Here is a 13,954-nt window from a genome sequence, read left to right as displayed (position 1 = left end):
CCCACGTCAGATCGTCGTGATTTCCTTTTCCTTCTCTACGGTCAGAGCGGAAATTTTCTCGATATAAGAATCGGTGATTTTTTGAATCTGATCCTGAACGGTTTTGATCTCGTCTTGAGACATTCCTTCGGTGTGTTTTTTCAGATCTTCCATCGCATCTCTTCGGATATTTCGGATGGCTACTTTTTTTTCCTCTGACTTCGCCTTTACAACCTTAGCGAGTTCTTTCCGTCTTTCACCCGTTAGTTCGGGAATGTTGATACGAATTACGACTCCGTCGTTCGAAGGCTGAAGCCCTAATCCGGAAGTTTGGATCGCTTTTTCGATATCTTTCATAATTCCCTTATCGTAAGGGGAAATCACAAGACTTCTCGGTTCGGGAACGGAGATGTTTCCGAGCTGATTGATCGGAGTTTGAGTTCCATAATAATCGACTCGAATGTCTTCCACGAGAGAAGGGTTCGCTCTTCCGGTGCGAATGGTGCCAAAGTCCTTTTTTACGAGGTCAATGGTTTTATCCATTTTCGTTTTCATTCCTGAGATGATTTCTTCACTGGCCATCGATTTTTATGTCCTCCGAATTAGAGATCAGGGTTCCGATGTTCGTTCCGGTAATAAGGTCTTTGAGATTTCCTCTTTTGAAAATATCGAAAACGATAATGGACATATTGTTTTCCATACACAAACTGAGAGCGGTGGAATCCATCACCTTCAAACGGCGATTGATCGATTCCATAAAGGAAATTTGAGAATAACGTTTTGCGGTGTTGTCCTTTTTCGGATCCGCGGTATAAACTCCGTCGACCTTCGTTGCCTTAAGAATCACGTCGCAGCCGACTTCCACGGCGCGAAGACTCGCGGTCGTATCCGTTGTGAAATAAGGATTCCCGGTTCCACCCGCGAAGATTACGATTCTTGCTTTTTCCAAGTGGCGAACCGCGCGACGGCGAATATAACTTTCAGCGATGGAATTGATTTCGATCGCGGATTGAACTCTTGTGTAGAGTCCTTTCTTTTCGCAAGCGTCCTGGAGCGCGAGAGCGTTCTGGATGGTCGCGAGCATTCCCATATAATCCGCGGTAGCTCGATCGATTCCCGCTTTTGCGAGATTGGTTCCTCGGATGATATTGCCGCCGCCGACGACAAGGGCGATCTCAACGCCGAGATCGTGAACTTCTTTGATTTCTTCAGCGAGAGAATGAGCTTTGTTCGTATCGATCCCGAATTCACCCTCCCCGGCGAGAGCCTCTCCGGAGAGTTTGATCAGAATTCTTTTATACTTCGCTTCTGCTGCCAAAACTTAGAGTCCACCTACCTGAAAGCGGACAAAACGAGCGATCAGAATATTCTCGCCGAATTTTGAAATCGCTTCCTTCACTAGGTCGTCTATCGTTTTAGAATCGTCTTTGAAGAACGCTTGGTTTACGAGACAAGCTTCGGAAATATATTTCTTAATCTTTCCCGGAAGAATCTTATCGATCTGCTCCGCTTTTTTGCCTTCGGCTTCCAGCTGAGCTCTCATGATTCCTTTTTCTTTTTCCAGATCTTCGGCGGGAATGGATTCTTCGTTCAGATAAAGAGGATTCATCGCCGCGATCTGCATGCAGATTTCCTTTCCGAGAATTTCGAAGTCTTCGTTTTTGGAAACGAAGTCGGTTTCGGAGTTCAGTTCTACCAGAACTCCGATTTTTCCGTTGCCGTGGATGTAAGAAACGACTCGGCCTTCTTTTGTTTCTCTTCCGGCTTTTTTAGCGGCCTTCGCGATTCCTTTCTCACGGAGCCAAGTGATCGCTTTTTCGATATCTGCGTTGTTTTCTTCGAGAGCCTTTTTGCAGTCCATCATTCCTGCGCTGGTTCTCTCTCTGAGTTCTCTGATTAAATCTGTAGATACTGCCATTTCGTAGAATTCCTTACTCGTTCTTGTCTACTTCGATCGTAGTAGTCGCAGATTCTTCCGATGCTGCAGCTGCGGCAGCGGCTTTGGATTTTTTAGATTCCGCGTCTTCGTCCATGATGAACTTTCCGCTTTCATCGTATTCACCTTGGTATTCCAGAGCCAGAGCTTCGGAATCCAAATCCTCGCTGAAACGAGGTTGTTCTACGACTCCGCCCGTTCCTTCGATCACGGCGTTCGCCATCGTTTCAAGGAAAAGGGAGATCGCACGGATCGCGTCGTCGTTGCCCGGAATCGGATAGTCGATGAGTTCAGGATCACAGTTCGTATCAACGACCGCGAAGATCGTAAGACCGAGTTTTCTCGCTTCTTTTACGGCGATCTCTTCTTTTTTCGGATCGATCACGAACATGATTTCCGGAATGGTCGCCATGTCTTTGATTCCACCGAGAGTTTTGCGGAGTTTATCCAACTCTCTTCTTAAGGTAAGAATTTCTTTTTTTGTTTTTACTTCTTTCTCGAAGCTGTTGTCCGCTTCCATTCCTTCGAGTTTTTTGAGACGAGCGATACTTTTCTTAACCGTATTCCAGTTGGTTAAAAGTCCGCCCGGCCAGCGGTTATTGATAAAGAACATATTGGAGCGGATGGCTTCTCTTTCGATCGCGCCTCTCGCTTGTTTCTTCGTTCCCACAAAAAGAACTTTTTTACCGTCTGAAGTTTGTTTTTTCAGAGCGTCGTAAGCCTCTTTTGCTTTCTGAACGGTCTTTTGAAGATCGATGATGTGAATCCCGTTTCTAGCCGTAAAAACGTACGGCGCCATTTTGGGATTCCATTTGCGAGTCTGGTGTCCGAAGTGTACTCCGGTTTCCAGAAGGTTTTTCATTGAAATCACTGACATGTTTTACCCCTTTTTTAGTATGAAATACAACGTCGCTACGAGTCCTATCAGACTAGCAGGGGTAAATTGTATCTCAACCTTGATTACGTAGAGTTCAAATTTGATTGCTTCTCGGAGCAGGTAGGAAGAGAAAAAAGAAACGCCCGTTAGGCGATCGAGAATGACTCCCGTCACGGCTCCTGCGAAAAATCCAAGGAGCAGAATGAGGGCGATTTTGCCTATCTCAGCCCTGTCCGTAGGCTTTTTCGGGTTAGCAGATACCACTTTTTACTGGTTAGAGAGTGGGTCAATCTTTATTGGGCTGGATCATCTCACAGTTCCCGTCAAAGATCACTCCGTCTGCGATTTGAAGTTTGGAAGTTTTGATGTTCCCGTTTACCTTGCCCGTGGATAACATTTCGAGTTTTTGAGTCGCGATTACGTTTCCAGTGATCTCGCCTCCGACGATCACGGTTCCCGCTTTGATGTTCGCGCGCACTTTGGCGCCTTCGCTCACGAGAAGAAACCCTTCGGATTCGATCTCACCTTGGAACTCGCCCGAGATTTCGAGAGGTTTTTGGAAGTTAAGAATCCCGGAAAAGGATGTTTCTTTTCCGAGAATTGTGGAAATCGCTCCGTATTCCGTGATCGGACGAGCGGTTCTGGTTGCGGGTTTCTTGGACATGGATTCTCTTATTTTGTTTTCATTTCAAAAACTCCATCCCAGTCGTCTGGAGGAGGAGTTGCGATAAATGCCTGGCAGCGGCCGATGTACTTTTTAGAAGGACCGTCTTCGGGAGAAAGTTCGGTCGCCTTCTTAAACTTTTCAAGGGCTTCCGCGAACTTTCGAGTCTTGTATAAGCTCAAACCTTCGTTGTAAAATTGAATGGTTTGTTTCATCGTTTCAGAGATCATCTTTTACTCCCTGTAAAGCACCACGACAGCGGTGGAATAATTCTCAGCGTGACTGATCGAAACCGAACATCCGCTGTAACCTTTGGTAAGAAACAATTCTTTGGATTTTCCGTGGAGTACCAATTCTTTTTTTCCGAATTCCTTTCCGAAAAGTTCGATTTCCCTCATATCGAGGATCACCTTGTCGCCCGGTTCGATCGCCTTGATGAAGGCTTCCTTCACACAAAACCTTCCGCTAAGATGAGGAATCGGATCTTTACGATTCGTACAGTATTCCCTTTCGGACTCGGAAAAGACCCGTTTTAAAAAACGGTCTCCGTGTCTTTCCAAAAGTTCTCGGATCCTTTGATTTTCGACGATATCGTTGCCGACGGAAATTTTCATTCTTCTTCGAGGAGCTCCGGATTGGAATCGGGTTCGATCGTGTTCTCTTCTTCCCCGTTGTCCCCGTCTTCCCCGCCGGACTTGTCCTTATCGGGTTTGACCTTGTAAAGAATCGAAATTCGATCCGGAAATACGCCGAGGATATCGACCGCTTTCAAAGAAGGAGACTTGGTCAACTTGATCTTCGCGAAAACCGGCTTATTGTCCGGGAGAATTTTTTTCGTCTTCGAATCGTATTTATGAGAACAGACGACGCTCGCAGAAAGTCCTTTGATGACCTGGATGCTCTTCAGAGGAGTTTTCGACTGGAGTTTTACGGAAACTTCCGGCTCGGAGAATTCGGCCTCCAGATTCTTATCCAGACTCTGACATTTGATCGGAATCCCGAGAAGAAGAGTCTCACCCGCGTTAGACGCGCTTGCAAAGATGTTCACTCGGATCGTGACTTCCTTTACGTTGTCCCTTACCTTCACGCTCGCGGGAAAATCCGGAAGTTTGTGTTTGATCGTGAACGATTCGGTTTTGTCTTTGAGTGAAATCGGAGGAAAGGAGATTTTTCCGAGGTCGTCCAAAACACCCGGAGGACCGCTGACGTGGACGACCGAAGGGGAAATAAACTGTCCCGTCTTAACATAGTTAGGCGGAAGATCTCCGGTAAACTTCACGTCGATGGGAAGAAATTTTCCGGAGTTCGATTCTACGATCACCTTGACCTTGTCTTTGAGCTTCGTGATTCGAAGTCCGGCCGGTGCCCCCGAAATCCGATACAAAGAAACCGAGTTTTCACCGGGTTTGAGATCGGAAGCGCTCACGTGCGCCTTTAAGAATTGGGAATAATAGTTCACGTATTCGCGTACACCTTCCACTTTTACGGGAAAGGTTTTGTCCGATGACTTGGAAACGGTGAGAGAACCGCCTAACTTTGGATATTCGATCGGGATATTGATTTCTTTTACGAGTATTTTAGAATTTTGTAAATTAACGTAAAAGACGATCGCCAAAAGGATCGATCCGAGTTTTGCCTGCCAGTTGTTGAAGATCCGTTTCAGCATATTGGATTAACCCGTCTTATCGTCGGAAGCGAGACTGTGTTTTTCCGAACCGCTGGTTCTTTTTTGAAGGATCGTATTCACGAAATTTTTGAGTTCTATAGGTTTGACCGGATGGGTCATCTCTCCGTCGTAACAAACTGAAATTTCTCCGGTCTCTTCGGAGGTTACGATCACGATCGAATCCGATTCTTCCGAAATTCCGAGCGCGGCCCTGTGTCTCGCTCCCATTCTCGCGTCGTCCAGATTTTGAGCCATAGGAAGAAAGGCGCCCGCGCAGGCGATTCGGTTTTGTTCTATGATGACGGCTCCGTCGTGAAGCGCCGAATTCTTTTTAAAAATCGTTAAGAGCAAACTGGTCGAGATGATCGCGTCCAACTGCACGGACTGATCGATGATTTCTTTGAGACTATTCTCTCGAACGATCGCGATGAGGGAACCGGTCTTATTCTTCGCCATGATCTTTACGGCCTCGGTGATCTCCTCCAGATCCGTCATCTGTTTGAGTAGAAAGGGCTGAAAGATTTTCATCTTGGAAAGATCGGCGGTGATCTTTCTGAGTTCGGGTTGAAGAAGAACGATGATCGCAAAAACCAGAGCCGGTCGGATATTTTCGATGATCCAGTCGAGGAGTTCGAGTTCGAAGTAACTCGCAAAGATTCCCAAAAGCCAGATGAGCGCGACTCCGAGAAGAAGTTGGATTCCGCGGGTTCTTCGAATCGTGGTGTAAAATTGATAGATAAGAACGCTGACGATGAGGACGTCGAGAACGATGACAAACGGATTTTTACCGAGAGGGAAAAGGGATATGTTCTTGAAAAAAAACAAAACTTCCCCTTCTCCTTACAATCCTAAAACCGCAAACATATCGTACAATCCGGGCTTACGTCCGACTAAAAATTCCGCGGCGTGAACGGATCCAACCGCGAATGTTTTACGATCCTGGGCCTTGTGGGTGATTTCGATTCTTTCCTCGGGAGTAAAAAAATAAACCGTATGATCTCCGATCACTTCTCCCGCGCGAAGCGTATGAATTCCGATTTCCTTCGGGTCCCTTTCTTTGAGAATCCCGTGTCTTCCGTGAACGATATTCTTTTCCGTTCTTCCTAACGTTTCCAAAAGAATGCTCTTCAATTTTTCCGCGGTCCCGGAAGGAGCATCCTTTTTATGACGATGATGAATGTCTTGGATTTCGATGTCGGAGATTTCTCCCATGACCTTCGCAGCGATTTCGGTTAACTTAAAAAGGAGATTCACACCGATGGACATGTTCGGCGAAAAAACGATCGCGATCTCTTTGGAAGCGACTCGAAGAGAATCCTTTTGTAAGTCCGAAAGCCCCGTGATTCCGACCACCAAAGGTTTTTTTAAAGAGACACAAGCCTTAAGAGTAAAATCCAAATTCTGATGCGTGCTAAAATCGATCACGACGTCCGCACCTTGGACTGCGGCGTGAATGTCAGACGTAAATGAAACTCCGTTTTGTTTGATTCCGGAATGCAGACCGGAATCCATTCCTAAAAAAACGGAACCGGAACTGACGACCGAAGAGGACAATTCCGATTTGGAAGACGTGGAAAGAACGGTGATGATGGCGCGTCCCATTCTTCCAGAACCTCCGATGAGGGCGATCTGAAACTTCTTTTCGGACATACTCACTCGTATCCTTTTTCTTTCAGACCTTCGAGGACGTTCCGAAACTTTGCGCTCGTTTCATTTTGCGTGAGCGGGGTCATCGGAAGACGAATCTCCGAAGAACAATGTCCGAACCAACTCATCGCCGCCTTGATCGGAATCGGGTTGGTTTCCATAAAGGCAAGTGCAAAGACTTCTATAAAATCGTAATGAATCTTACGGGCTTCCGCGATCTTTCCCGCGTGAAAATTCTCAACGAGTTGGACTAAGGCTTTTGGAAATAAATTGGATACAACGGAAACGACCCCCACTCCTCCGATTGCGAGAAGAGGAAGCGTAAGATTGTCGTCTCCCGAAAGAACGGTCATCTTATGACCCACGAGAGAAATCAACTTGGACATCTGACCGAGATCTCCCGTCGCTTCCTTCATGGAACGAATGTGTTTCACTTCGCTCAGACGAAGAACGGTTTCCGGAAGAAGATTCACCGAAGTTCTTCCCGGAATATTATAGAGCATTACCGGAACGGAGGAATGTTCCGCGATCGCTTTGAAGTGTTGAAAGAGCCCTTCTTGCGTAGGTTTGTTGTAATACGGATTTACGGAAAGAATCCCGTCGACTCCGTCCTTACACGCCGCCTCGGTGAGTTCGATCGCTTCTTGTGTGGAATTGGAACCGGTTCCCGCTACGACTTGGATTCTATTTTTCACAGCCTTGACGGTTTCTCGAATCAGCTCCGCGTGTTCGGCGTGAGAAAGGGTCGGAGATTCTCCGGTAGTTCCACAAGGAACAACTCCGTTGACCCCGGCCTTGATTTGTTTTTCCAGAAGTTTGAAATAGCTATCGTAATCAATTTTTCCGTTTTTGAATGGTGTGATAATCGCTGTATAGACGCCCTGGAACATATAGTGACGTTCCCAAGTTTGGCCTGATTTGGCAATCAAAAACGGTTCGATTTCTGATTGCGGAGGAGAACGTTTCGTCCAATCTGGAATGCCAGTGGACCCCATCGCAAATTTCTGGAATCCTGGAATTCTTTCCGTACTTCTTTTTCTGATAACGGCAATCCTTTCCTGGATCTACGTTCGCTCCGAGACTTTCGGGATCGCCGACGTTTCCAACGAAAGAAGCATGCATATAGGAGTGACCAAAAAGTCCGGAGGAATCTGGATTTTTCTTTCGGTTTTCGCCGTCGCCTTGGTTTGGTTCGGCGGTTTTGAGAATGCCGATGACAAGATACTTCTCTTTTTTGCGGGACTCGTTTTCTTTTTTGTGATCGGCCTCGCCGACGATCTTCTTTCGCTGGGAGCCGGAATTCGTTTGCTTTTAGAGATCGCTTTTTTGATTTTTTTCTTCCAGCTTGTTCCAGTGGACTTTACTTTTCTCGGTTGGAAACCGGACGGAATTCCGGGGGCTTCTACCGCGATCTCAATCGTCTACGTGTTGTTTGTTGTGAACGTTTGCAACTTCATGGACGGTTTGGATTCTTTTTTGGCTTCTCACTTTTTACTTGGGGTTTTTGCGTTTCCATTCTTGTTCCATTCTTCCTTGCCTCCGATTTATCTTTGGATCTGCGCGGGTGTTTTCGGTTTTCTCGTTTTCAATCTTCCGAAGGCGCATCTTTTTATGGGCGACGCGGGTTCGCTTCCTCTCGGCTATGCGATCGCCGTTTTACCGCTCCTTTTTATCGAAGAGAAGAATTGGCCTTCCTTTGAAATCACTTCGGCCTTCTTTTTGCTTCCTGTTTTTTTCGTGGATGGAATTCTCACGATCCTCCTTCGCCTAAAGGATAAGGAGAATATTTTAAGAGCTCACAGAAGACATCTCTACCAGCTCGTCGCGGTGAGGACGGAAAGAAAAGGTTGGGTTTCGATTGGCTTCACCGCTGCGAATTTACCTGCGATGATCTTTTTTGGAACTCACAGAGAGGTGAGTATTCCGGGTAGTATTATCTTTTGGTTTTCCTTGGCAACCTACGCTTCGCTCTATTTTTTTATCTTTTCAAAAGTCAAAACGTTTCAGAATTCGTAAGAGCTTTTTATAAAAGCGACTCCGCAAAAGACAAAAGTTTTTAGGACGAGGTTTGTCTTAAGATTCGAAATGTGGGAACTCATACTTTTTGCAAAGGAAGAGAATGAATTGGATTCTCGCAAAAAGGAAGAGGAGACGTAATCTGTAGGAACTCACACAAAGCATTCGAATTTTATAATGCGAAATCCGCTTCGCCTTTCGAGATTTCGGAACGGGCCGGCTTTGCGTTTACTTTGCTCTCTCAAGAGTTTGAAGGTTGGAAAACTCAAGTTTATGAAACACTCAAAAGATGAACTCCGCTCTTGCGTAGAAAAGCAGGCTCTTCTCTCTTTCGAATCGCATTTCACCCTTTGTTTGAAAAGAATCCCAGGAAAGAATCTTTCCCAATCCTATTTTTTATCTTCGATTGAATTCCAAAAAGATAATTTACCAATCAGTTTCTAACTTGCTCTTCTTTTTAAAACTTGAATTTCGAGTTATAGAATTTAAAGTCTGAAATCTGTAGCTTTTGAGGTAAGGCGAGTTTTTAATTTCAAATTCTAAAGAATTCTCAAATTAGAATCTTTGCGTCTTATAAAATATCCTATTTTGGCATATTCCATTTCAGAATGTAGAATAGAAACTGTTTTGTTCAAATCTCTGCATTCACCGGAAGCCAAAATATTTTGTAAGAATCTGATCGCCGCGAGAAAAGCCGCTGGTCTGACTCAGATGGACATTGCGAATCTTTTAGGCGAACCCCAATCTTATATTTCCAAAATTGAGTCCGGAGAACGTAGGCTCGACGTAATCGAGTTCTGGAGAATCTTTAATATTCTTAAAAAACCGTTCGACTTTTACTTCCACTTTGAGGAAAGGCCCGATGCGTTGGAGAAAAAAACCAAAACTCTCAAAGCAGCAAGTGGCAAACGGAAGAAAAAAATTACTTAGTCGCCGCTCTTAACCGTGGGAGTTCCTACTTTTTTGATTCAAAAGCGGACTTCTCTCGAAAATGATGGAGTTCCTACTTTAGTTTTTAAGATTAAACAATGCGTTTAGTTTATCCCAGCTCAAATCACGAGTGAGGAGTTCCCACAGAAACGCTTCCTCTTTCCATTCCTTGTATTTCAGATTTCTTGGTCTCCTTTTGAAACGATGGAGTTCCTACTTTTTTGATTCAGAAGTGGACTTCTCTCGAAAATGATGGAGTTCCTACTTTAGTTTTATAATGAAAATTCTTGCAAAGAGAGAAACTTATCCGCCTCTCACCGAGATACATTGGAGTTCCTACTTTGATTCCAAGACAAAACAAGGAACCAGGGGAAGAAGACAAGATTCTAAAAAACCAAACTGTGAGAGTTCCCACTTGAAAGAGAAAACAATCTCTCAGAAACAAAAGTGCCCAAGACGAACTCCAAAACTTGCTACGACAAAATTTCCCTGGCGGAAAAATTATCATGAAAAAAAGAAGAAACCTTCACTTTCCACAGCTTCCGCTCCGTTTCAAAAATGCCGCAAAAAATCCTTCAAAGATAAGAAAAAAAGAAAATTCTAATACATCGAAACTTTAGAAGGCCCCCAAAAATTCACTTAGTTATAGCGAACGTAGATTCTCTTGAGGGCGAGATTGGCTGGAGGATAATTCGGTTGGATCTGAACGGCTTTTTCATATTCAAGACGGGCCAGTTCGATATGACCCAAAATTTCCAAACAGGAACCCGCGTTGAAATACGGATAAACCGGAACCTCATACCGAGGAGCAAACTTCGCTTTCTCAAACCAAGGGAGCGCTTCCTCAAAACGTTTCTCCTGGAGAAGATAGACTCCGATATCGTTGTAAGGATTTCCAAGACTAGGATCGGTTTCGATCGCCTTCTTACAAAATTCAATGGCGCGATCTAATTTTCCGGCGAGAGAATAAGACCATCCCAAAAAAGTCCAGGCTTCCGCCGTGGGTTTCGCGGAAATAGACTTTCTATAGTGTAAAGAAGCGAGTTTTAAATTGCCTTTTGTCTGATACTCATAGGCGGTCAAAAAATGTTTCTTTGCTTCTTCCGATTCCCCGAACGATTCTAAGTAGATTGGATTCATTCTAATTCTTAGACCTTCCTTATTTGGAGGAAAACTTCAAGAATTTCAAAAACGTACCGTTTAAAAATGCGTCCACTTCGGGAGAAAAGTTATTGTAGAGAATAAAACCTCCCCAATAAAGCAAAGTCACGCTCACAAGCGCCTTTGCCAAAGATTTGCTCACCTGCGGAGAAGCTGAATAAAAGATTCTTATTAAGGCCACGGGCCAGAGAAAGAGAAGAAAAAAATAAGTCCCCCTTCCCATCCCGTAAATCCAGGAAAGAATCTCAACCGGATAACTCGCAGTAAGACGTTCGTAACTCGCCTTTAATTCCGGAAAGTACTGAAAGAAGTAAAAAATAAAAACGAAAACAAAAATGATCTTCCAGACGAATTCAAAGTCGGGACGAAAAAGCACGAGGGTAAGTCCGCAGAACCAAAAGAGGAAGATGGGAAAAACGATCTGTTCTAAAAGTCCCGGCATGTTACCTCGTTTCTTAAACCGAATCCGGATTTCCCAGAACCCGGTGCAGACATTCTACAAAGCTGGTTGAATCTGCAAGCCCTTTCCCTGCAATATCAAACGCGGTTCCATGATCCGGAGAAACCCTGAGAAAGGAAAGTCCGAGAGTAACGTTCACTCCTTTCTTTCCTTCCCACATCTTAAAAGGAATCAGACCTTGATCGTGATAACAAGCGAGATAAAGACCGTATTTTTTTCTTTCCTGTTCGCCAAACATCGAATCGGCGGAAAGAGGACCTTCCACGATCAATCCTTTCTTTTTTAAGAATCGGATCATCGGTTCCAAAATTGACGATTCTTCCTTTCCTACTTTTCCCCCTTCTCCCGCGTGGGGATTGAGTCCGAGAAAGGCTACCGGTTTTTTCCGATCGATTCGATCACAAGAAAGAATCGCGTCCGCGAGAGATGGAAGATCGATTCTCCGAAGATGTTCCGGAACCGTCACCAAAGGAACGTGAGTCGTGAGAGGCATAACCTGAAGATCCTTCCCGGACATGAGCATATACGTTTTCTTTTCATAAGCCTCTGCAAGAAACTCCGTATGTCCTCGAAAGGAAGAAGCGCCCGAAGCGATGACCCATTCTTTACTAAGGGGAAGTGTGATCAGATCTCCGCCCCCTTCTTTTTGAAATTCGACCGCGGAAGAAAGAGAAACGAGCGCCGACTTTCCGGAAAGGACGGAAGGTTTTCCCGGAACAAAGGAAGCGATTTCTTTTTTCGAAAAGGAATTCGGAACGATCGAGAAGAGTCCCTTGGTTTCAACCTCCGAGGAAGAAGAAACGGAAATAAAATCTTTAGGAAGAGGATAACGTCCGCAGTGAAAGTAGAGAACCGGCCGTGTCTTAGAGATTTTTTTAAGAAAGGAGAATGTGGTGAGAAAGAGTTCCGGACTGATTCCGCAGGGATCGCCTTCTGTTATCAGGATCCGGTTCACTTTTTTGGAAGAATTCCTTTTGATACGAGGAAAAGACTCGTATCAAAAGTCAGATTCATTATTCTTTTGCGCCGGATTGTTTTCCGAAGATTTTTTCGACGCTCAGAGAATCTTTGGAATATTCAAGATCGATCAGATCTTTCGCGGAATGTTTGAGGTCGTTAGAGATCATACAACGTCCTTCCAAAATCACTCCGTTTTGGATGATCAATTCCGGGGTTCTGATATCTCCTAAAATTTTGGAAGTGGGAAGAAGCATCACTCGGTTTCTGGCGGTGATGTTTCCGATTACGATTCCTTCAATGATAACGCTGGCCGCTGTGATATTGGTTTTTACCTTTCCGGTAACACCGATGTAGAGCTGTTCCGCTTGCAGAGATTTACCTTCGAATTTTCCGTCGATCTTAAGAGATCCGTTGATAAAGAATTTTCCGCTGAAGTAGGAATTTTCTCCGATGGTGGAGTTAGTAACTTCGGATGAATTTTTAACGAGTGCCATGCGCCTGTTTTTCCTGTATGTGGTTTCCGGAGGGAGTTAAATTCACTAAATATGCAGATCCCATCAGAGGGAAAAGAATTTTTCAAGCTCCGGGCTTGAAAATTGCCGGATCGGGAGAATCGGTCAATTTCGGATATTCGGAACGTTGATCCTTTCCAAAGCCTCCGAAGTGAAGTCCTGAAATTCTTTGAGGGCGTCCATGATACTTTTCCCTTCCAGCTCCGTCGCCCTTTCGAATCTTGGATTGAAGTGAATGGAATCTTCGATGTTCATGATAACCCCGCCGACTTCCTTCGCCTCCTTCATCACCTTGTTTAAGAATTCGTTGAATTTCTGAAACATCTCAAAGGCCTCGGCGATAAAAATCCGAGTCTGTTTGTTTTTCATCCGGCTGAGCTGTTCTCTGAATTCCTGCTTCTCTGCTGCATGAAATTCTTCTATCGTTTCCGTAAGAACCTTGATGTTTCTCCGGATGTTCTCCATATACTTTACGACCCCGTCCTTCTCGTTGGTATGAGAAAAGTCGAATCGTACGTGCGTCTCGTTGAGGACGGGAAGGTATTCGCGATCCATGACGTTGATCCAGGTTCCGATCTGATTGACTTCCGCGTCGTTCGAGTTGGGTGATATTTTCATGACCGGATATTTCGCGAGAATCCGTCCGACCTCGTGCGGATTCTCCTTGAATCGTTTGATCTGTTCCGCCGCGACGTCGAGGTTGTCCGGAATTCCTTCCGGAGAAATGTCCTTCATTTTGGTTCTGTATTTTTCGAGATCCCTGGAAACGCGATAACGTTGTTCGTCGTTTTTGGATCCTTTGGCAATCTTTTCCAGCTGATGAATCATCTTCTGGTATTTCTGGAGTTCAAGAATCTGTTCGTGACTGATTGCCATTTTTTTCCCTCGATACGGACCTCGTATCTTTCAAGAGGCCCCCTCGTTTTCTCGTAAGTTTTTCGGAACTTTTCAGAAGGATTTTCCAAGTCATATCGGTCGGATCGACTTTTGTCAAGGAGTTCCTACTTTTTGAAAGTCTCACCGCAGAACCCAAAAACGAAGGAGTTCCTACTTTTGAAAATCTCACCGCAGAACCCAAAAACGAAGGAGTTCCTACTTTTTGAAAGTCTCACCGCAAAACCCAAAAACGAAGGAGTTCCTACTTTT

The 13,954-nt window shown here is 44.9% G+C and carries 19 protein-coding genes; 2 read left to right on the top strand and 17 right to left on the bottom strand.

Annotated features, from left to right (window positions below):
• Positions 1-6 precede the first annotated feature (6 nt).
• The 12 genes from frr to dapA are packed head-to-tail and all read right to left on the bottom strand — an operon-like array spanning position 7 to position 7,659.
• The gene (gene frr, locus CH376_RS17825) at positions 7-561 is read right to left on the bottom strand and encodes a ribosome recycling factor (RefSeq protein ID WP_100787654.1); all 555 of its coding nucleotides are present in this window, start codon (positions 559-561) and stop codon (positions 7-9) included.
• Complete coding sequence (pyrH, locus tag CH376_RS17820; protein ID WP_100787653.1) at positions 551-1,297, bottom strand: UMP kinase; 747 nt, start codon at positions 1,295-1,297, stop codon at positions 551-553. The genes frr and pyrH overlap by 11 nt, the downstream gene beginning before the upstream one ends.
• Before the next feature lie 3 nt (positions 1,298-1,300).
• Positions 1,301-1,897, bottom strand: a complete 597-nt coding sequence (tsf, locus tag CH376_RS17815) for a translation elongation factor Ts (RefSeq protein WP_100787652.1) — start codon at positions 1,895-1,897, stop codon at positions 1,301-1,303.
• Positions 1,898-1,910: 13 nt separating this feature from the next.
• Positions 1,911-2,792 (bottom strand): 30S ribosomal protein S2, encoded by an 882-nt coding sequence (gene rpsB / locus CH376_RS17810; RefSeq protein ID WP_100787651.1) that lies wholly within the window; start codon positions 2,790-2,792, stop codon positions 1,911-1,913.
• Between the two features lie 3 nt (positions 2,793-2,795).
• Entirely contained in the window at positions 2,796-3,056 is a 261-nt protein-coding gene (locus CH376_RS17805) for a hypothetical protein (protein WP_069606737.1), read from the bottom strand.
• A 22-nt stretch (positions 3,057-3,078) separates the two neighbouring features.
• Positions 3,079-3,456 carry a bactofilin family protein gene (locus tag CH376_RS17800; RefSeq protein WP_100787650.1) on the bottom strand — a complete coding sequence of 126 codons (378 nt, stop codon included), beginning with the start codon at positions 3,454-3,456 and terminating at the stop codon, positions 3,079-3,081.
• A gap of 8 nt (positions 3,457-3,464) precedes the next feature.
• Positions 3,465-3,686: a tetratricopeptide repeat protein gene (locus CH376_RS17795; protein WP_100787649.1), complete on the bottom strand. Its 222-nt coding sequence runs from the start codon at positions 3,684-3,686 to the stop codon at positions 3,465-3,467.
• Positions 3,687-3,689: 3 nt separating this feature from the next.
• A complete protein-coding gene (gene acpS / locus CH376_RS17790; RefSeq protein ID WP_100787648.1) occupies positions 3,690-4,070 on the bottom strand; it encodes a holo-ACP synthase in 381 nt (126 codons plus the stop codon).
• Positions 4,067-5,119: a CdaR family protein gene (locus CH376_RS17785; RefSeq protein WP_100787667.1), complete on the bottom strand. Its 1,053-nt coding sequence runs from the start codon at positions 5,117-5,119 to the stop codon at positions 4,067-4,069. Before CH376_RS17785 ends, acpS begins: the two co-directional genes overlap by 4 nt.
• A 9-nt stretch (positions 5,120-5,128) precedes the next feature.
• Positions 5,129-5,947 carry a diadenylate cyclase CdaA gene (cdaA, locus tag CH376_RS17780; RefSeq protein WP_100787647.1) on the bottom strand — a complete coding sequence of 273 codons (819 nt, stop codon included), beginning with the start codon at positions 5,945-5,947 and terminating at the stop codon, positions 5,129-5,131.
• 15 nt (positions 5,948-5,962) lie between these two features.
• Positions 5,963-6,772 carry a 4-hydroxy-tetrahydrodipicolinate reductase gene (gene dapB, locus CH376_RS17775; RefSeq protein ID WP_100787646.1) on the bottom strand — a complete coding sequence of 270 codons (810 nt, stop codon included), beginning with the start codon at positions 6,770-6,772 and terminating at the stop codon, positions 5,963-5,965.
• A gap of 2 nt (positions 6,773-6,774) precedes the next feature.
• Entirely contained in the window at positions 6,775-7,659 is an 885-nt protein-coding gene (gene dapA, locus CH376_RS17770) for a 4-hydroxy-tetrahydrodipicolinate synthase (protein ID WP_100787645.1), read from the bottom strand.
• A 94-nt stretch (positions 7,660-7,753) separates the two neighbouring features.
• Here dapA and CH376_RS17765 point away from each other — a divergent pair, with 94 nt between their 5' ends.
• The gene (locus CH376_RS17765; RefSeq protein ID WP_165781833.1) at positions 7,754-8,785 is read left to right on the top strand and encodes an MraY family glycosyltransferase; all 1,032 of its coding nucleotides are present in this window, start codon (positions 7,754-7,756) and stop codon (positions 8,783-8,785) included.
• 627 nt (positions 8,786-9,412) lie between these two features.
• A complete protein-coding gene (locus CH376_RS17755) occupies positions 9,413-9,715 on the top strand; it encodes a helix-turn-helix domain-containing protein (protein WP_100787643.1) in 303 nt (100 codons plus the stop codon).
• Positions 9,716-10,354: 639 nt separating this feature from the next.
• Here CH376_RS17755 and CH376_RS17745 read toward each other — a convergent pair.
• From CH376_RS17745 to CH376_RS17725, 5 genes are all read right to left on the bottom strand, one after another.
• Entirely contained in the window at positions 10,355-10,855 is a 501-nt protein-coding gene (locus CH376_RS17745; protein ID WP_100787641.1) for a tetratricopeptide repeat protein, read from the bottom strand.
• Between the two features lie 19 nt (positions 10,856-10,874).
• A complete protein-coding gene (locus tag CH376_RS17740; RefSeq protein ID WP_100787640.1) occupies positions 10,875-11,318 on the bottom strand; it encodes a hypothetical protein in 444 nt (147 codons plus the stop codon).
• A gap of 13 nt (positions 11,319-11,331) precedes the next feature.
• On the bottom strand, positions 11,332-12,291 hold the full coding sequence (locus CH376_RS17735; RefSeq protein ID WP_100787639.1) for a PdxA family dehydrogenase: 960 nt from the start codon (positions 12,289-12,291) through the stop codon (positions 11,332-11,334).
• 58 nt (positions 12,292-12,349) lie between these two features.
• On the bottom strand, positions 12,350-12,790 hold the full coding sequence (locus tag CH376_RS17730) for a bactofilin family protein (protein ID WP_002152973.1): 441 nt from the start codon (positions 12,788-12,790) through the stop codon (positions 12,350-12,352).
• A 123-nt stretch (positions 12,791-12,913) separates the two neighbouring features.
• Entirely contained in the window at positions 12,914-13,684 is a 771-nt protein-coding gene (locus tag CH376_RS17725) for a hypothetical protein (protein WP_100787638.1), read from the bottom strand.
• Positions 13,685-13,954 lie beyond the last annotated feature (270 nt).

The organism is Leptospira adleri, from assembly GCF_002811985.1.
In the GTDB taxonomy this organism is placed as follows: Bacteria; Spirochaetota; Leptospiria; order Leptospirales; family Leptospiraceae; genus Leptospira; species Leptospira adleri.
Note: the sequence above shows the minus strand (reverse complement) of the source record. Positions and strands in the feature narration are given on the sequence as shown.

What these genes read in the sequence shown, in the direction of transcription:
- dapA (WP_100787645.1), bottom strand. Translation starts at nt 7,659, where the DNA reads ATGTTCCAGGGCGTCTATACAGCGATTATCACACCATTCAAAAACGGA.
- CH376_RS17725 (WP_100787638.1), bottom strand. Translation starts at nt 13,684, where the DNA reads ATGGCAATCAGTCACGAACAGATTCTTGAACTCCAGAAATACCAGAAG.
- CH376_RS17740 (WP_100787640.1), bottom strand. Translation starts at nt 11,318, where the DNA reads ATGCCGGGACTTTTAGAACAGATCGTTTTTCCCATCTTCCTCTTTTGG.
- acpS (WP_100787648.1), bottom strand. Translation starts at nt 4,070, where the DNA reads ATGAAAATTTCCGTCGGCAACGATATCGTCGAAAATCAAAGGATCCGA.
- CH376_RS17800 (WP_100787650.1), bottom strand. Translation starts at nt 3,456, where the DNA reads ATGTCCAAGAAACCCGCAACCAGAACCGCTCGTCCGATCACGGAATAC.
- CH376_RS17795 (WP_100787649.1), bottom strand. Translation starts at nt 3,686, where the DNA reads ATGATCTCTGAAACGATGAAACAAACCATTCAATTTTACAACGAAGGT.
- frr (WP_100787654.1), bottom strand. Translation starts at nt 561, where the DNA reads ATGGCCAGTGAAGAAATCATCTCAGGAATGAAAACGAAAATGGATAAA.
- tsf (WP_100787652.1), bottom strand. Translation starts at nt 1,897, where the DNA reads ATGGCAGTATCTACAGATTTAATCAGAGAACTCAGAGAGAGAACCAGC.
- rpsB (WP_100787651.1), bottom strand. Translation starts at nt 2,792, where the DNA reads ATGTCAGTGATTTCAATGAAAAACCTTCTGGAAACCGGAGTACACTTC.
- CH376_RS17745 (WP_100787641.1), bottom strand. Translation starts at nt 10,855, where the DNA reads ATGAATCCAATCTACTTAGAATCGTTCGGGGAATCGGAAGAAGCAAAG.
- CH376_RS17730 (WP_002152973.1), bottom strand. Translation starts at nt 12,790, where the DNA reads ATGGCACTCGTTAAAAATTCATCCGAAGTTACTAACTCCACCATCGGA.
- dapB (WP_100787646.1), bottom strand. Translation starts at nt 6,772, where the DNA reads ATGTCCGAAAAGAAGTTTCAGATCGCCCTCATCGGAGGTTCTGGAAGA.